Below are 19,289 nucleotides of genomic sequence, written 5' to 3' on the forward strand. Positions count from 1 at the left end.
CAAGTAACTTGGACCAGTGTTGATCATTTAGCATTGTTCGAGGCATAGCGAGTGTAAAATTGGGTTTGGCGATTTAATTTTACTATCTCGCTATTTTTTTAATCAACAAATGTCAACAGACCCTATTCAATTAGTTTATTTTTCTGATATTAAAACTACACATTTCCTCATTATTCAGTAAGATAGAGATTCGTGACCACCAAACGAATTACTCTCTTTCGCATGTACAAACTGTCGAACATTTGCTTTAACTGCGCATATTTGTGTGCTTTTTTATTTTTAATTTTAAGTTGGAGTCCGGATCATATTGATGTTTGGCTCACTCAAGTGGTTATCCCTGCTGTCACGATATGCATACTCTTAGGCTTCCTGTTTAAATACATCGCTCGAAAGTTAGGACATGAACCACCTAAACGAAAAATTAAACAACAAAATCCCAAAAACGATGATCAAGACGCGTCTTAAGACACGTACAAATAGCAAAATCATCAATAAAAAAGCCCATTCAAATGAATGGGCTTTTTTTCATGTCAGACATATTAGTCAGCACTAATATCTTCAAATAAAACGGAAGAAAGGTAACGTTCACCACCATCCGGTAAAATGACCACAATGGTTTTGCCTACATTCTCAGGACGTGCAGCAAGTTTTGCCGCAGCTGCCATTGCCGCGCCACTAGAGATACCCACTAAAATACCGTCATGAGTAGCCGTTTTACGCGCCCACTCAATTGCTTCAGCACTTTCAATACCGATCACTTCATCAACAAGGTCTAGATCTAAGTTACCCGGAATAAAGTTAGCGCCAATCCCCTGAATTTTATGCGGCCCAGGAGTCAGTGTTTCGCCTTTTTTCGCTTGGGCGATAATCGGAGATTCAGCCGGTTCTACCGCAACAGAATAAAGCGGCTGATTTTTCACTTTTTCAAAATAACTTGAAATGCCAGAAATCGTACCACCTGTACCTACACCCGATACTAAAATATCCACTTTACCACCAGTTGCTTCCCAAATTTCTGGGCCAGTGGTCAATTCATGAATTTTAGGGTTTGCAGGGTTTTCAAACTGTTGTGGTAAATAATACGTTTCAGGATGTTCGGCAACGAGGCGCTGTGCTTCTTCGACTGCACCTTTCATGCCTTTAGCAGGTTCAGTCAATACGAGATTTGCACCAAAAGATTTCAACACCTTACGGCGTTCGATACTCATACTTGCTGGCATGGTTAATGTAATTGCATAACCTTTCGCTGCTGCAACAAATGCCAAAGCAATGCCTGTATTGCCACTTGTAGGTTCTACAATATGCATACCCGGTTTTAATAAACCTTTTTCTTCTGCATCTGCAATGAGAGCTGCACCTACACGACATTTCACTGAAAATGCTGGGTTACGGCTTTCAACTTTAGCCAAGACCGTTGCATCTGACTGAATCGCACGATTAATACGAACTAAAGGTGTATTACCAATCGCTTCAGCATTATTACTATATACCGCGATACCTAAATTACTCGTTGCTGGAAAAGCTGAATCTGTTGTCATGACTATTTATCCCTTATGTATTTATTGAATACGATCTTTAGATGATACAATTATTTTCAAAGTGTGCATGATTTTTTAAGCTAATGTCTTATATTTATGTGCATTTTGTGAAAGCTTGCACTAAAATCAAGCAATAAATTTAACTGATTAACTAAATTTAAACTTATAAAAATTAATGATATTTGATTTCATAAAAAACCATAGAAATTGTCTTATTTATTCAATGTATTAAGCCGTGATATCCGTATACTTGAGCTGTTGTTAATCGTATGGACATATCCAATGAATACCGATCTGGAAATCACTACTATGCGTGATTCTGCCGAATTAGTCGTGGGCGTTTTAAAGTCGCTGGCAAATACGGATCGTCTACTAATTTTATGTCATCTAGCACAGCAAGAATTGAATGTGTCTCAGATTGAAGAAATCACTGATATTAAACAGCCAACCCTCTCACAACAATTAATGATGTTACGTAAAAGTGATGTTGTGACCACGCGTCGTGATGGTAAGCAAATTTATTATTCAATTAAAGATGCAAATTTAGTTCAAGTTCTCAATACTCTTTACCAATTGTATTGCAACCAATCTTATAAATAACACTCAGTTATTTTAAAATTTCAAGCCAGACATGCTGTTCTTGCACCACTATAGATGAATTATCGCAATGGACAGCAATTCAATATCTAAATTTACCCTCCAGACTTCTTCAAAATTTCAATATCTATATTTATATCGAATATCCAAAGCTTTAAATCAGCTCATACTTTTTATTAATTCATTTAGAATGATGGTTTCTTATATATCCCCTTAAATTTCCTGCAATGTTGTACGCTCAAAATTTATTGCACAAGACTTCTTAGCATTTTTTATGCATAATATATATGAAATTGTGATTTAGATAAGTTTATGTCAGATTTAAAACCTCATATCTTACAGAAATTTCCAGCTTGGCAGTGGTTACAGCACTACAGCCCCGTGAAATTTAAATCTGATGTACTTGCTTCGCTGATCGTGATTGCCATGTTGGTTCCTCAAGGTATGGCCTATTCCATGCTGGCAGGTTTACCTCCAATCATGGGTTTATATGCCAGTATTTTACCGATGATTGTCTACGCCCTCATTGGTGGAAGCTCAACCTTATCGATAGGCCCTGTGGCAATCATTTCGATGATGACCTTCGCCACGCTCAATCCACTATTTGAAATCGGTTCGCCTGTTTATATTGAAGCCGCTACACTTTTGGCCTTAATGGTCGGACTGATTTCTCTGATGCTAGGTGTACTACGTTTTGGTTTTTTAATTCAGTTGATCAGTCATCCTGTCATTAAAAGCTTCATTATTGCTTCGGCTCTGCTCATTGCACTGGGTCAGTTTAAGTTTCTCGTCGATGTCCCGCTAAAAGCCAATAACATCCCTGAGTTTGTTTTAAGTCTGTGGGAATACCTGAGTTTAACTCACTTTGCTTCACTCATCTTTGGTGTGCTGGCCATACTGTTTTTAATCTATGTGCCAAAAATATTGGCCACTCAATCGATCCAATCTCGATTCGGCTCTACCGCCTTTCTAAGTAAAGCACTTCCATTGATACTAGTGGTGATCTCAATTGCATCGGTGATGTTATTTGACCTGCAAAATGTCGGCATTAAAACCGTCGGTGAAATTCCTTCAGGTTTTCCACCCTTAAGCTTTCCACATTGGAACTGGGAACTGGTACAAACCTTACTGCCCGGTGCAACAATGATTGCCATGATCAGTTTTGTTGAGTCACTGTCTATTGCCCAAGCTACTGCCTTACAACAACGAAGCCAACTCAATAGTAATCAAGAGTTGATCGCTTTAGGTTTAGCCAATCTAAGCGCTGGGGTTAGCTCTGCCTTTCCAGTGACGGGTAGCTTATCTCGTACAGTGGTTAATGCAGATGCAGGTGCAAAAACCCCGATGGCAGGTGTGTTGTCGTCATTGCTGATTATCGTTGTCAGTCTCTACTTCACTGGTTTTTTCCAAGACTTACCTTTAGTGATCTTGGCGGCCACAATTATTGTTTCCATTTGGAAATTAGTCGACTTTAAACCTTTTGTGGATACATGGCGTTATTCAAAAGCTGACGGGATTGCGATGTGGGTGACCTTTTTCGGTGTGGTGTGTATCGATATTTCTACAGGTCTCATTATTGGCATCATTTCTACCTTTATTCTGTTGTTATGGCGCATCAGTCGTCCACATATTGCGGTGATCGGTTTAGTCGAGGGCACACAGCACTTCCGCAATGTACAGCGCCATCATGTCTATACCGCACCACATATTCTCTCGCTCCGTATAGATGAAAATATCTCGTTTTTAAATGCCAATACGCTTAAAGGTTTCCTGATCAATGAAGTCAATCAAAATATTGACCTAGAGCATGTTGTTATCAATTGCTCAAGCGTCAGCTCAATTGACCTCAGTGCCTTGGAAATGTTGGAAGATTTAAATGCTGAATTATCAAAATTAGATATTCGACTGCATTTTTCCGAGGTCAAAGGCCCTGTCATGGACAAATTGCAGCACTCAAAATTACTCACGCATTTGAGTGGTCAAATTTTTCTCACCCACTATCAAGCCGTTACAGAGCTTGCGACAGCCAGTTCTGAGTACCAAATTTAAAGGCCTATTAGCTCACTGTTTAATCAATGCGAATTTGATAAACAGTGAGTTTTGAAGGGTTTATATTTTAATACACAAAAATATATTATAAAAAACAAAGGTTTATTTTTAAATTAAATTATTTTTTAAGCATTCCACATTTTCGTATAAAATACAGGGCTAATTTTCATCATTTTGTCATTGTAATTCTGACAAGGCTCTCCTATGTTTTCAGCATTTACACGCTTGAGTTTAGTAACCCGAATTATTATCGCCATTATTTTAGGTGTATTGGTTGCTTTTGTTGCTCCAGGCGTTGCACCCTATTTAAGTTTGCTTGGTGATTTATTCATTAAGGCATTGAAATCCGTAGCACCGATACTGGTCTTTGTACTTGTACTGTCATCCATTGCAAATTTCAAAGTGGGCAGCAGTAATTCTTACATTAAACCGATTATGTTGATGTACGCTATTGGTATGTTCCTTGCTGCTTTAAGTTCAGTAGTAGCAAGCCTTTTATTCCCAATTACATTAATTTTGGATGTTGCTGCAGAAAATCTTGTTCCGCCAGGCAGTCTTGCTGAAATATTGAAAAACTTATTATTAAGTTTTGTCGCAAACCCTGTTACAGCCATTTCAGAAGCAAATTTCATTGGAATTTTAGCTTGGGCTGTTGCCTTGGGTATTGCATTTCGCCATGCATCAGATACCACTAAAGTTTTCTTATCCGATGCTGCTGATGCGGTGAATAAAGTAATCCGTTTAGTGATTAACTTTGCACCTGTCGGTATCTTTGGTTTGGTTGCTGTTACATTTGCCGACTCAGGTTTGAAAACACTGATCAGCTATGCACACTTACTTGCGGTCTTACTCGGTACCATGTTCTTTGTTGCCTTGGTCATCAATCCACTAATGGTGGCATTTATGACCCGCTCAAATCCGTTCCCATTGGTTTTCCAATGTTTACGTGAAAGTGGTATCACTGCATTCTTTACGCGTAGTTCTGCTGCAAACATCCCAGTTAACCTAGACCTTGCAAAGCGTCTTGGTGTCCCCGAATCAACTGCAAGTGTAGCAATTCCTTTAGGTGCAACTGTCAATATGGCAGGTGCATCAGTCACAATTACAGTCCTCACTCTAGCAGCAGTTCATACTTTGGGCATTTCTGTTGATTTCAGCACCATGTTGATTTTATCAGTCGTTGCTACCGTTTCTGCATGTGGTGCTTCAGGTGTTGCTGGTGGTTCATTGCTGCTTATTCCAGTGGCTTGTGGCCTGTTTGGTATTTCAAGCGATATCGCGATGCAAGTTGTTGCCATTGGTATGGTCATTAGTGTACTTCAAGATTCAACTGAAACAGCTTTAAACTCTTCGACTGACGTATTATTTACAGCTGCAGTAGACCGTGGTTTAAGATAATATCCTGATATTGGATACTTTTTAAGGCGAGGCCATGCCTTTTCAAACTTTACCGCTTTGGATACAACTGGGTGCTTTTTTTCTCGCAGTGAATGCAGGAATGATTAATGTACTCGGGCTGGTGACGATCTTGCACCAGTCGGTATCTCACATGACGGGTAATGTCAGTATGTTAGCCATGGCCTTCATTGCATGGCAGCCAGCTACGATTATTTATTTGATTTTAGTGTTGCTCTGTTATGTGATTGGCTCATTTTATAGTGGGCTTATTCTTGGAAATAGTCACTTTAGCTTAACCCGACGTTATGGCGTCCCATTAAGCTTGGTGGCTTTTTTTATTGTCCTGTGTTGGCTGCTATTACCCTATTTTCCACGTTATGCTTTGCTTTGGGCATGCGTGGCGATGGGTGTACAAAATGCAATGGTCAGCCACTATAAAGGCACCATTATTCGTACCACACACCTCTCTGGTGTTTTGACGGACTTAGGTTTGGCTTTGGGTTATAAAGCTCGTGGACTTTCGGTTGAGTCTAAACGTGTGGTCTTACATTTATTAATTTTAGCGGGATTTATCGTCGGTGGCATACTTGCCAGTTGGCTTTATCCTTATTTAAAATTAAACGCATTCCTAATTCCTGCCGCACTCAGTGTAGTTATGAGCGCAGTATATTGGATCATCTATTTTCATTATCGACATATACACGATTAGTTGGAACGTACTATGGTTAAAAATGCATTACAGGCGCAACTGCTTAAAGCAGGTCTGGTCGATAATAAAAAGGCAAAAAAATTGTCTAAACAAGCCGTACATGAAAAACGTACTGGTGAAAGTAAAGATGCTGAAATCAAGGCGAAAATTGAGCAAGATCAGCAGCAGAAAATGGCCAAAGATCATGCTTTAGAGCAAGATCGTAAAGCCGTTTTGCAAGAAAAAGAATTAAAAGCTGCCATCATGCAAATGATTAATCAGCATAAAATTCGTGATACCGATGGCGAATCGACCTATCAATTTATCGATGATGCCAAGATTAAAAAGCTTTATATCAATCAGCAAATTTATAATGCCCTGGTTGCTGGCAGTCTTGTTATTGCACGTGAAAATAGCAACTATGCTTTTTTACCAAAAGAATTAGCCGACCGTATTAATGCGAAAATGGAAGGCTTTATTATTGTGAATAACTCTGAAGTCAATGAACAAACCACGGATGAAGAAGATCCGTATGCAGCTTATGTAATTCCTGATGATTTAATGTGGTAAGCACTTCAAATCGCCAATGAAGCTCCCGATTCGGGGGCTTTTTTTTATCAACATTAATCTTTTTCAGTCCATAAATATCGGTTATACCTTCAAAAAATCATTTCTTAGCACCCAATAAGTAACATTATGGACTATACATGTCGTAACTCCGTAAAGTTTACGAGTATAAAATTGCTTATATAATCATCATAATTACAATAGTTTGATCATTAACCCTTTCATTTACATCAATAAGAGTAGGATGATTTTGGAAAAAATTCAGTTCATTAAAAATATTCAAGATTGGTCAGATCAATATCCGTGGCTAGAAATGCTGACTTCGCTCAGTCTCATTATTATTTTTGCCATTATTGCAAATTTTATCGCCAAGCAAATTGTGGTGCGTGGTATTCGTAAGCTCGTGTCTAAAATGGCCTTTAGCCACAGTCAAATTTTGTCAGAACATAGTGTGATTAAACGCTTTGCCAACATTGTTCCAGCAATTGTAATCTTAAATGGCATAACCACAGTCCCACATTTATCTGTGAAGTTTATCTCAATCGTTCAAATGGCTTGTCAGGCCTTTATCTTCCTGACCATTGCTTTAGCCATTTCTGAATTACTAAATATTTTTAATCTGATTTATCAACGTAATCCAAAATCTAGAAACAAACCAATTAAAGGCTATTTGCAGTTGGTCAAATTGATCATCTTTTTGGTTTGTGGCCTAATGATCTTAGGTACTTTTCTGAAAAAAGATGTATTTACATTACTCGCAGGCTTCGGTGCTATGGCGGCTGTACTGATGTTGGTCTTCCAAAATACCATTTTGTCACTGGTCGCTTCGGTACAAATTTCTTCTTATGATATGGTGCGAATTGGTGACTGGATTGAAATGCCCTCGCTCAATGCGGATGGCGATGTCATTGATATGTCATTACATACCATTACTGTACAGAACTTTGATAAGACCTTTACCACGATTCCAACCAATAAACTGGTGACTGATACCTTTAAAAACTGGCGTGGTATGGCTCAGTCCGGTGTACGCCGCATCAAACGCTCACTTTATATCGATCAAAGCTCTATTCATTTCATGACTCAGGATGAGCAAAATAAACTCAAAGAATTTTTATTATTAGATCAATATCTTGATCATAAGCATGAAGAGCTTGCTCAGTTTAATCAGCAACTTTCCAATCAGTCGCAATATAATCAGCGCCGTTTAACCAATCTTGGGACCTTTCGTGCCTATGTAGAATTTTATTTACAACAGCATTCAGGCATTGCCCAACACCAAACGATTTTGGTGCGTCAGTTACAACCCACGAGTGAAGGCATTCCTTTAGAGATTTATGCTTTTAGTAAAACTATTGCATGGAAAGATTATGAAGCGATTCAATCGGATATCTTTGACCATCTGATCGCAATCACACCTGAGTTTGGACTTAAAATCTATCAAGCCCCTTCTAGTGCCGATTTTAAAGCCCTCGTTCAACCAAATGCCGATAAAAGTTAAAAGCTAAACTTTCCTCTCCCCATGTATATTCAAAGAAGAAATTCTGCAAATTTAAAAAGTCACAATGGCTTTTGAATATACATGGGGCTATCGGTTACCCCTCTCTACTTCCGCAATTACTTTAGATCATGCGATACAAGGAATAAAAGCGAATCAGATAAATGCGCTAATCGCTCAATTCCTTAAAAATATAATTCATCCGAAACAACTAAATATAATTAAAAAATCAGAACAAATACTATACAAATGTAGACATTTTTAGATACTATTTGTTAACAGTTGCATAAAAACGCTTCTAAAATAGGAACTTGATCATGGAAGGCCTCAATCAACCTTCTCAGAAATCAGTTAAAAACGAATCACAATTACTCATAGAATCGATGAATCGCACTTCTGCCAAACATACGCTTATACAGGCAGAAGCATGTGACCTAGAGAATCGTGTCCGTATTGAGCGTGCTTTATCCGACCCGATTGCACGTATTCCGGCACAGTTTAAAAATGCTTATTACAAATTTTTGTACTACAACCAGAAAGACTATTTAAAGCAGGTCAACTATTTCGCTCAATTGGCATTTTTAATCTATTTTTGGGCAGATCGCTATGTTCTGCCTGACATAGAAGTACTGTCAGGTGTGATTCGTATCATTGCCATTATTGCTGCATTTGGTCTGAATTATGTTCTGTTTAAATATATCAGACAGATTAAATTGCTCGATTTGATTTTACCACTCGCCACTTGCCTTTCAGCCATTCTCTGGTTTGAGATATTACTTCAGTCGAAAAATGAACTGGTGCATAGTTATCAATATGCTGCCATTATTTTGATCGTATTGGGTAATTTAAGTATTCATGTGCATTTTCGCCCTTCGATTATGACCTCAGCCATGATCACGGCAGCGATCCTTTTTGGCGCATGGCGCATTAATGATTTTGGTGATTTTACAATATTTTTATTGGTGTACGTTCCTGTGCTGCTGTTCAGTATGTATATCTGCTGGAACTCTACGCTCAACTCTCGTAAAACGTTTCTAAGAGCGCTGCTAGATGACTGGAACTTTCATACCCTGCGCAAAATTGCCCATACGGATGAATTAACCCAGTTAAGCAATCGTCGCCAATTTGTACAAGCTGCAAATAAAAAAATCCAAGAAACCCCAATGACGGTCTGTACCAGTCTTTTGATTTTTGATGTCGATCATTTTAAAGCGATTAATGATCAATACGGACATGATGTCGGCGATCAAGTGTTATGCCAAATTGCTGAAATTGCACGGAAAGAAATGCGTTTTTACGATATATTGGCGCGTTTCGGGGGTGAAGAATTTATTGTACTTTTGCCTTATACCGTCCCAGAAGATGCATTAAAAATTGCTGAACGGTTAAGACATAAAATGGAACAATACCAGTTTTATATAGATGGTCAATTGCTGAAATTTTCGATCTCCATTGGTGTTTCCAAAATTGACCCTGACCACGCCAAACTTGATCAGTTAATTAAACAGGCCGATATTGCTCTATACGAAGCAAAACGCCAAGGTCGTAATCGGGTTGTACATTTTAATTCTATGAACTTTTGCAGCCAAGCTTTTAAGTAAATAAACAAATCAAAATGGAGAAAAACCAGCGAATCTATTACACTTAGAGCTGAAGAAAGAAAGATTAATTACAGCAAAATTCTCAGGTTATCTGCATGCTTAAATGGTTTGAAAATTTAGTTGACGCTTATCCTGAACAGGACTTGAATAAACCATTGCCGACAAAATTTTTCCCCTTTGTATGGCAAGCTGCGACGGGTGTAAAAAAATACCTATTGTTATTGGTACTCTGTACAGCAGGTGTAGCGAGTTTTGAAGCACTGCTTTATTCCAAAATTGGCGATTTAGTCAATTGGATCAGTAAGTCTCAACCTGAAACCTTTTTACAGCAGCACCAGACGAATCTGACCATTTTAAGCTTTATTTTATTGGCAAATATCTTCTTTTCTTGCCTTCAAACCATTATTAAACATCAGATTCTATATAGCACCTTTCCAATGCGCCTACGTTGGAGATTTCATAACTTATTACTGAAACAAAGTTTAGATTTCTTCCACAACGACTTTGCAGGTCGTTTATCTGCCAAAGTCATGCAAACTTCACTGGCTGTACGTGAGTTTTGGATTATTCTTGGTGACATGTTGGCCTATGTCTTCATTTACCTGATTTCTATCACCGTGATTTTAGGTGCTATATCGCCACTGTTAATTATTCCGTTATTACTTTGGCTGGCTTTATTTATTGGTTCTGCATGCTATTTCATCCCAAAATTAAGCAAAATTTCAAATGAACAAGCCAATGCACGCGCAGTAATGACTGGTCGTGTCACCGATGCCTACACCAATATTCAAACGGTGAAATTGTTTGCCCATGCAGGCCGTGAAAGCCAATATGCCAAAGCCTCAATGAAAGAATTTATGGTGACGGTGTATAAGCAAATGCGACTTGCTGCAAAATACAACATCGCGACGAATTTGCTGATCATTGTTTTATATGGTGGCGTACTTGGAACAGCCGTTTGGCTCTGGATGGATGGTCAAGCTGAGCTTGGGGTCATTGCAGCAGCGACCGCCATGATTTTAAAACTCAGTAGTATTTCCGAGTTTATGATGTGGCAAACGTCTGCCCTATTTGAAAATGTCGGGACCATTCAAGATGGGATGAAAACCATGGGCCGTCCGATTCATATTCAAGACAAAGCTGATGCAACCGACTTAAAAGTACCGCAAGGCGAAATTAAATTTGAGGACGTCAGTTTTGCTTATAATGATAAAAATGTCATCGATCAATTTAATTTAACTATTCGACCAGGCGAAAAAATCGGTATTGTCGGACGTTCGGGTGCCGGAAAATCGACATTAATTCAACTTTTACTCCACTTTTACGATATCAACCATGGTCGTATTTCGATTGATGGACAAAATATAGAAGATATTACCCAAGATAGCTTGAGAAAAAATATTGCTTTGGTGACCCAAGACACCTCGTTATTGCATCGCACGGTTGAAGAAAATATTAAATATGGCCGTCCGAATGCGACTGATGAAGAAATGTATGATGCAGTACGCAAAGCGAAAGCTGATGAATTCATTCCTCAATTGATCGATTTACGTGGTCAACGTGGCTATGAAGCATTTGTCGGTGAACGTGGTGTTAAATTATCTGGCGGTCAGCGTCAACGTATTGCGATTGCTCGAGTATTTTTAAAAGACGCACCGATTTTAATTTTAGATGAAGCCACAAGTGCGCTCGATTCAGAAGTCGAAGCTGCGATTCAATCGAGTTTAGATGATTTGATGCAAGGCAAAACTGTGATTGCCATTGCGCATCGACTTTCAACCATTGCGCAAATGGATCGATTGATTGTCTTGGATCAAGGACGTATTGCTGAGCAAGGCACCCACGAAGAGCTAGTTGCTTTGAATGGTATTTATGCACACTTGTGGCAGCGTCAAACCGGTGGATTTTTAATAGAACAACATAAAGTAGAATCAAAGGAAGATGAAAATGCTGTATCTGGAAGACCTTAAAGTTGGTGATCACTTTAGTAGTCGTGAATATGAAATGACTGTTGAAGAAATCAAGCAATTTGCCAACGCTTATGATCCTCAGGAATTTCATACAGATGAAGTCAAAGCCCAACAGCACCCGATCTTTCAAGGATTAGCGGCAAGTGGTTGGCATACCGCTGCTGTAACGATGCGCTTATGGACTGAATGTTTCCCTGTGGCTTATGGCTTAATTGGCTCTGAATCAAGTCTACGTTGGCCGCGCCCAACACGTCCGGGGGATAAAATTCGTGTAGAAGTTGAAATATCTGCAATTACTCCGTCGAAAAGTAAGACAGACCGCGGCATTGTGACCTATGTCACTCAAGCGCTCAATCAGCATAATGACGTTCTTTATATGTCTACGACCAAAATTGTGGTCTTTTCCAAAGAATTTAAAGCGAATTAATCCTTAATGGCCTACTTTACAACGCTAAGGTAGGCCGCTATAAATAGTTGAGCCTAGTCAGTTTGTCCAACAATTTTTGTGGGATACAACACAGAATCATGCCAATATAACCTTAGAACAGAAGAAAAACCCGCATTGCAACGGAACGCTATGAAAACAATTAATTCCCGTCAGGATCAGGGTATTCCCGGAGTGTATGGATTGCTCCTTTTAGATGTGGTCTCTCGATGGGGCTACACTGCAGAAACATTATTTAGTCCCTTCGGATTAAACAGCGAACAATTGGCTGAACCAGATTTCCGTATTCCAACACCCATCGCCAATCAATTGGTAGAGCACGCACTACGTTTAACTGGTGAGCCAACATTAGGTTTTCATTTAGGCAACCAAATGCGCATCTCGATTCATGGTTTTATTGGCTATGCCATCATGACGGCGAAGGACATAACCGATGCCTTAGTCTTGGCAAACCGTTTTATTCAGTTACGCATGCCCTTTTTACAGCTTTTTTTCTCGACTTTTGGAACCAAAGCGACTGTTCAACTACAAACCGACGTTACGATAGAGCCTTTACGTACTGAGATTTCAATTGCCTTAATTTTTGGCATGATCAGCATGGGCAAAGCAATTACCGGTGTGGATTATTCTGCTGGTGAAATTGATTTTGATTTCCCTCAACCTGAAGGTTTTGAGCGGTTTATTGCCAAATATCCACGGCACCAATTTAGATTTGATCAGCCACACCTTTTACTCAGTTTTGATAAGCAATATTTAACCAATAAATTGGTCCATGCAGACCCGATTGCCAGTCAAATCGCGATTAATCAATGTGAAGCTGAACTCTCCGCTTTGGGCGAACGTCACCGTATTGCCATGCGCGTTCGTGACATTTTAACCAACTCCGAGCAGCACTATTTAAGTATCGAAAGTGTTGCTGAACGGCTACACATGTCCGATCGAACCCTTAAACGCCAACTTGCTGCTGAAGGGACTTCATTTTCAACTTTGGTCGACGAAGTTCGCTACCGCCATGCTACTTCGCTTCTATCACGGACTGACTTTACCTTAGAGCAAATTGCTGATGAATTGGGCTATAGCGATGTTGCCAATTTCAGCCGTGCATTTAAACGCTGGAGTGGTCGTAGCCCAAGCAATTGGCGTAAAGATCCGTACTTATAAGTCTTTTGTTTTACGTAAAAAGCATGTATAACTCATGCCAAAAATGAATTTAATGGATTTAAGGAGTTATCAATGAATCATCCTTCAGATTTAAAGTACGCAAGTACACATGAATGGGTGCGAATTGAAGGTGACCTTGTTGTTACAGGCATTTCTGATCATGCACAAGACGCATTGGGTGATTTAGTTTATGTTGAAGCACCAGATGTGGGTCAACATATCACAGCTGGCGAACAAGCGGGTGTGGTTGAGTCGGTAAAAACTGCTTCTGATATTCATGCTCCAGTTTCTGGTGTGGTTGTTGAAGTCAATCCGGACCTTGAAGATGATCCTGATTTTGTAAATGATGCACCTTATAGCAAAGGTTGGATTTATAAAATTAAACCAGACAATATGGCTGATGTAGATGCTTTATTGACCAGCGAACAATACGAAGCTGGTCTGTAAATATTTTTAATATCTAAAAAATCAGCCATCAGGCTGATTTTTTTATTTCAATATGATGGCTGAATTGGCTTATATAACATTTGCATGAATATGCAGCTTATATTTCTTCCGAAGCTTCGGTACTTTCAGGTTCTTCTTTCTTTTCTTCAACCATACTAAAGGATTGCGCAGCCGCTGAAGTACCATTTGCACGTGAACTTTTCAGTTTAATTTGCAAACGTAATTCATTAGTTGAATCGGCATTTCTTAAAGCTTCTTCATAAGAAATAGCGCCGTCATTATATAAATCAAATAAAGCTTGGTCGAAAGTTTGCATCCCAAGTTCTCGAGATTTTGCCATGATCGCTTTTAGTTCATGAAACTCACCTTTCAAAATCAAATCTGAAATGAGCGGTGTGTTTAACATAATTTCAACGGCTGCACGGCGTCCTTTACCATCTTCAGTCCGGATTAAACGCTGCGAAACAATCGCTTTCATATTGCTCGATAAATCCATAAGCAATTGATTTCTTCGCTCTTCTGGGAAGAAGTTAATGATTCGATCTAGGGTTTGATTGGCGTTATTTGAATGTAGCGTACCTAAACATAAATGTCCTGTTTCAGCAAAGGCAATTGCATGTTCCATAGTCTCGGTGTCACGAATTTCACCAATTAAAATCACGTCTGGTGCTTGTCGCAAGGTATTTTTTAAAGCGTTATGCCACGAATGACTGTCTACACCGACTTCACGATGCGTAATCATTGATTTTTTATGCTTATGCACATATTCCACTGGGTCTTCAACAGTGATGATATGCCCTGCGCTGTTTTCATTTCGATAATCAATCAGCGCCGCTAAAGAGGTTGATTTTCCTGAACCTGTACCTCCAACCACTAAAACTAAACCACGTTTTTCCATAATCACGTGCTTAAGCGAAGCCGGTAATTTAAGCTTTTCAAAATTTGGAATTTCTGCCGTAATGGTACGAATGACCATACCCACATGTAACTGTTGCTGAAATACATTGACACGAAAACGCGAAACGTTTGGCACACTAATCGCAAAGTTACATTCTAGTTCTGTTTCAAACTCTTTGCGCTGCTTCTCATTCATCAAACTATAGGCGAAAAGCTTTGTTTTCTCAGCATCAAGTTCTTGCTGCCCAAAGGGTTTCATCATGCCTTGATGTTTAATACTTGGTGGAAAATCTGCCGTAATAAATAAATCAGAACCACCATATTCAACCACTTTGGTTAACATGTGGAACATAAAACGGCGTGCTTCTTCCAGCAATTCAGCAGTGTACATCAACTTCCCCAATATAAAATTTCAAACACCCACGTACAGATTGTCATTATTTCTGGCGCTGTATTGGGCTTAGACATTATTGTGCATAAAAAGTGTAACTCACTCAAACATAAAATACTGAATTATCAGTATATATTTTAGGAAATATGCCATTTTTCAATTTTTATATCACAGTAAACAACAAAGGATTTTTCAAAATAAAAGCCTTAGAACAATCAATATTCTAAGGCTTTGGGCTACATCAATTCAGACTGAATATGCTCTAGATTGTTAAGCACTACGTTTGATTTGTGATGCACGAAGCTCATTCGCAACCTGTTGAATCAAATCAATGGTTTTGTCCCAACCTAAGCATCCATCTGTTACAGATTGACCATAAGTCATGTCACAACTAATTTTTTGATTTCCGTCCACCAAATGACTTTCCAACATCACGCCACGCACTTGGGTATGCTCACGCTCTGCTACAATTGTGCGTAATACTTCAGGTTGCTTCATTGGGTCTTTATGGCTATTGCCATGACTACAATCGATCACTAAAGCCGGTAAATCGCCTTTTACTTTACTACGAATTTTGTCTATTTCAGCCAAACTATAATTTGGACCTATATTGGAGCCACGTAAAATCAAATGTGCTTGCGGGTTGCCAACGGATTCTAAAATACACGGTAAGCCGGCTTGACTCATACCTAAGAACTGGTGTGGATGGGACGCAGATTGAATGGCATCTAGAGCAATTTGGATTGAGCCATCTGTTCCGTTTTTGAAACCGATGCTGTATGGCATATGACTCGAGATTTCACGATGAATTTGTGATTCGCTGGTACGCGCACCGATTGCACCCCATGCCAAAAGGTCATCAAAATAACCCGTCGCCATTGGGCTTAAAATTTCAGAGGCAATTGGCAAACCCATTTCAATAATTTGTAAGTACAGCTCACGTGATTTTTCTAAGCCCAACTGCATATTAGATGAACCATCTAAACTTGGGTCATACATATAGCCTTTCCAGCCCACTGTAGTTCGTGGTTTTTCAATGTATGCGCGCATCACAAGAAAAATTTGATCTGAAACCTGTGCCTGTAATTGTTTTAATTTTTCAGCATATTCCAAAGCAGCAATCGGATCATGGATTGAACATGGACCTGTAATAATCATTAGACGCGGGTCTTGACCCGTCAAAATATTTTGAATCGTTGCACGATGTGCAGCAATTTGTTCTGCAGCATGAACTGATAAGGGTAATTGTTGTTTCAGTTGATGTGGCAAGCTCAAAAGTGTTTCTTTTGACTGTGTAGATTTCTGAATTTCTGAATTTTGAGTTTGTTGTAAAGCTGTATTTAGCGCATTCATTGGTTCTATTCCTTTGGACTGTACGTATAAACAGTCCGATCTTTTATCTGAGCGTTATGGGACTTTGGGACTTCAAGGCTTTAGACATAGACTGACTAAAGTAAAACCAATAACCGTTGCTAAAATATGAATTATTTACTGTAAACATGAGATTTCTCCAAAAATATTATAAAAATCAAGACATAAAAAAACCTGATCAGGGTTGCCGATCAGGTATAAACTTGGTGGGCAACCTTTTTCATGCCCGAACGCGTTCAGGCAATTATCTAAACTGCCAGAAGTAATAATATGCGTTTGAGATTAAAGGTTGCTTTAACATCTTTATTTCATCAAAAAGTATCTGTCTGAAAATTAAAATACGCTGTATTCATCGGTTTGACAATAGTTTTTTGCTATTTTGTTGTATTAAATAACTCTACTGCCAATTACTGCGACCTATTTTTAAAATTTGATGTATTGATTAATAAATAAACATTTATTAGACTGCACAACATTACGCTCTCTTAAGCTTTTTTCCATTTTTTTTTAATTTGAGTATTTGCCAATGAAGTAAGCCCTGTTTTTTTCATCATCAAATCCATTTTTTTGATGTGCAAACACATGGCTAATGACTTCGACTGCATATATTCAAATATTGTCTTCTTTATAGAATAAAATTAGTTATTTGTATTGCGCATCTTTGCTATCGCAAGGTGCATCTATGACTCAAACAGCTTGTACAATTACCCAATTAAGTTTGGAATTTCCATCCAAAACACTTTTTAAAAACCTGAAATTTAACCTCAATCAACAACAACTGTCGGCATGTATTGGTCGCAATGGTTTAGGAAAGTCCTGCATCCTTAAAATCTTACATGCGCAAAATCTGAAAGATTTCCCCTATGAAGGGGAAATTTCATGGAATGTACCACATGCCTATTTATCACAATTTTCTCGACTAGAAGCAGACACGATTGCTTCTGCACTAGGTGTGGAAGATTTATATGACGCATTTCAACGTATCGAAATAGGCAATGCCAGTTTTGAAGACTTTGAACTGATTGAAAACCAGTGGCACCTTCCTACACTTTGGCCGCAACAACTTAAGCAGGCGTCACTTCCGACAGATTTAAATTTCCCAGTCGCTCAGCTGAGTGAAGGTCAAAAAACCAAATTGGCTTTGTGTACATTATTTTTAAAAACCGACCATTATTTACTTTTGGATGAACCAAGTAACCATTTAGATGCATCCTCACGCTTATGGCTCATCGATCGCTTAAAAAACCATCCTGCGGGTGCATTCGTCGTCAGTCATGATCGAGAATTGCTGCAACAAGTAGAGCATATCTATGCTTTAAATGAGTTTGGACTCAGTCATATTACTGGTAACTATGAAGACTACGTTCAACAAAATGATCTGAAAAATAAAGCATTACAGCGTAATGCTATACAGCATCAGCGTGAGTTAAAACAACTCAAATCACAGCAACACGAAACACAGGTGAAAGCGCAAAAACGAGAACAACAAGGTTATGCACTACGCAAGTCAGGCTCCCAAGCCAAAGTATTACTTGATTTTAAAAAAGAACAAGCTGGTCAAAGCCTCGCGACAGTTCAAACGCAACAGCAGAAGCAATTGGAAGAAAAGAGATCTCAACTGATTCAGTCACAGCAACAACTTGAGTATGTCAAAGAGCAGCAATTCGTTTTTCAACATCACTCTGAAAAAACAGGAGAAATCTTAAGAGTTAAACATTTTCATCGCAAAACATCTCAGCACCAGCCTTTCGCCTTGGCCTTACAGGCAGGTGACAAAATTCATTTAAAAGGAAAAAATGGTATTGGTAAATCTACATTTCTAAAGTATCTGAGTCAGGTCACATCACAGTCTAGCCATGAATTATTTTTGTCTGTGCATACCCTGTATTTAGACCAAAACTTGAGTGATTTATCACCTGAATTGAGTGTTTTGGACAATTTGGCAAAGTTTAATCGTGAGGTTTCATCAACGGAATGGCGGAATCAACTCGGTCAACTTAGAATCCGTGGTCAAAAAGCGGAACTGCCATTTCACTGTTTAAGTGGTGGTGAGCGTTTAAAAGTGACCTTGTTAGGCTTAAATTATTTAACACCGAATATTGAGCTTTTATTGTTAGATGAACCTGAAAACCACTTAGATATAGAGTCTAGAGTATTATTGGCTCAAGCCATCCAGCATTATACAGGTGCGGTGATCCTCGTTTCACATGATGCATATTTTGTAGAATCTTGTGGCATTCAGAATAGCGTGCAATTCGTTGAATAGCACTTGCTTGCTAGATAAATCTAAAAAAGCCAAAGTAGATGAATGCTACTTTGGCGAATTTACTGCTTTATAAATCGTTCTTATTTAACTGATATTACGCACGTAAAAGTAATTTCGCATTTTTAAAATGCTTTTTCAGTCTATTCGACGGAGTCTTACATCTAGGGTTTAGATAAAGAGATTAGCCTTCGGCTGGAGGTGCTCTTACGAAACAATGTTTCTCATTAGTCAAAATGAGAAGCAAAGCTTCGCAAGGAAACCATCTTGCAGTGCAATGCACCTCACCGACAAAACTCGTTCACTAGCGTCAAATTATTCAAAGTATCGCAAAAGCATTTTTGATGAGAAGTAGTCCTGTCTCAAACAGTTGCAGATGACGTTACCGTGTATCGTTCTTTTATTTGA

The 19,289-nt window shown here is 38.8% G+C and carries 15 protein-coding genes; 12 read left to right on the forward strand and 3 right to left on the reverse strand.

The genetic code is table 11. From position 1 onward, the window contains the following. Positions 1-539: 539 nt before the first annotated feature. Positions 540-1,538: a cysteine synthase A gene (gene cysK, locus FTU38_RS07740; RefSeq protein ID WP_180003686.1), complete on the reverse strand. Its 999-nt coding sequence runs from the start codon at positions 1,536-1,538 to the stop codon at positions 540-542. 282 nt (positions 1,539-1,820) lie between these two features. Here cysK and FTU38_RS07745 point away from each other — a divergent pair, with 282 nt between their 5' ends. From FTU38_RS07745 to gcvH, 11 genes are all read left to right on the forward strand, one after another. Next, complete coding sequence (locus FTU38_RS07745; protein WP_078193801.1) at positions 1,821-2,138, forward strand: helix-turn-helix transcriptional regulator; 318 nt, start codon at positions 1,821-1,823, stop codon at positions 2,136-2,138. Between the two features lie 309 nt (positions 2,139-2,447). Then, a complete protein-coding gene (locus FTU38_RS07750; protein WP_180110923.1) occupies positions 2,448-4,184 on the forward strand; it encodes a SulP family inorganic anion transporter in 1,737 nt (578 codons plus the stop codon). A gap of 204 nt (positions 4,185-4,388) precedes the next feature. Next, positions 4,389-5,582: a serine/threonine transporter SstT gene (gene sstT, locus FTU38_RS07755; protein WP_180003690.1), complete on the forward strand. Its 1,194-nt coding sequence runs from the start codon at positions 4,389-4,391 to the stop codon at positions 5,580-5,582. A 34-nt stretch (positions 5,583-5,616) separates the two neighbouring features. Further along, a complete protein-coding gene (locus FTU38_RS07760; protein ID WP_180110924.1) occupies positions 5,617-6,291 on the forward strand; it encodes a YoaK family protein in 675 nt (224 codons plus the stop codon). A gap of 12 nt (positions 6,292-6,303) precedes the next feature. Beyond that, complete coding sequence (locus FTU38_RS07765) at positions 6,304-6,840, forward strand: DUF2058 domain-containing protein (RefSeq protein WP_168377529.1); 537 nt, start codon at positions 6,304-6,306, stop codon at positions 6,838-6,840. A 241-nt stretch (positions 6,841-7,081) separates the two neighbouring features. Further along, positions 7,082-8,338: a mechanosensitive ion channel family protein gene (locus tag FTU38_RS07770; protein WP_373683975.1), complete on the forward strand. Its 1,257-nt coding sequence runs from the start codon at positions 7,082-7,084 to the stop codon at positions 8,336-8,338. Positions 8,339-8,652: 314 nt separating this feature from the next. Continuing rightward, on the forward strand, positions 8,653-9,936 hold the full coding sequence (locus tag FTU38_RS07775; protein WP_257225696.1) for a GGDEF domain-containing protein: 1,284 nt from the start codon (positions 8,653-8,655) through the stop codon (positions 9,934-9,936). Positions 9,937-10,031: 95 nt separating this feature from the next. Then, entirely contained in the window at positions 10,032-11,906 is a 1,875-nt protein-coding gene (locus tag FTU38_RS07780) for an ABC transporter ATP-binding protein (protein WP_180109878.1), read from the forward strand. Next, a complete protein-coding gene (locus tag FTU38_RS07785; RefSeq protein ID WP_180027119.1) occupies positions 11,884-12,333 on the forward strand; it encodes a MaoC family dehydratase in 450 nt (149 codons plus the stop codon). Before FTU38_RS07780 ends, FTU38_RS07785 begins: the two co-directional genes overlap by 23 nt. Before the next feature lie 150 nt (positions 12,334-12,483). Beyond that, positions 12,484-13,512 carry an AraC family transcriptional regulator gene (locus FTU38_RS07790; RefSeq protein WP_078190954.1) on the forward strand — a complete coding sequence of 343 codons (1,029 nt, stop codon included), beginning with the start codon at positions 12,484-12,486 and terminating at the stop codon, positions 13,510-13,512. A 72-nt stretch (positions 13,513-13,584) separates the two neighbouring features. Continuing rightward, entirely contained in the window at positions 13,585-13,959 is a 375-nt protein-coding gene (gene gcvH, locus FTU38_RS07795) for a glycine cleavage system protein GcvH (protein ID WP_078193810.1), read from the forward strand. Between the two features lie 97 nt (positions 13,960-14,056). Here the strand turns inward: gcvH and FTU38_RS07800 are convergent, their stop codons facing one another. Together FTU38_RS07800 and FTU38_RS07805 are read right to left on the reverse strand one after the other, a co-directional pair. Continuing rightward, positions 14,057-15,247 (reverse strand): PilT/PilU family type 4a pilus ATPase, encoded by a 1,191-nt coding sequence (locus FTU38_RS07800; RefSeq protein ID WP_078190956.1) that lies wholly within the window; start codon positions 15,245-15,247, stop codon positions 14,057-14,059. Positions 15,248-15,517: 270 nt separating this feature from the next. Further along, a complete protein-coding gene (locus FTU38_RS07805; RefSeq protein ID WP_180003700.1) occupies positions 15,518-16,600 on the reverse strand; it encodes a 3-deoxy-7-phosphoheptulonate synthase in 1,083 nt (360 codons plus the stop codon). Positions 16,601-17,300: 700 nt separating this feature from the next. Here FTU38_RS07805 and FTU38_RS07810 point away from each other — a divergent pair. Further along, the gene (locus tag FTU38_RS07810) at positions 17,301-18,884 is read left to right on the forward strand and encodes an ATP-binding cassette domain-containing protein (protein WP_180110925.1); all 1,584 of its coding nucleotides are present in this window, start codon (positions 17,301-17,303) and stop codon (positions 18,882-18,884) included. Positions 18,885-19,289: the final 405 nt, after the last annotated feature.

It is taken from the genome of Acinetobacter sp. YH12098, assembly GCF_013419235.1.
GTDB classification, from domain to species: domain Bacteria; phylum Pseudomonadota; class Gammaproteobacteria; order Pseudomonadales; family Moraxellaceae; genus Acinetobacter; species Acinetobacter amyesii.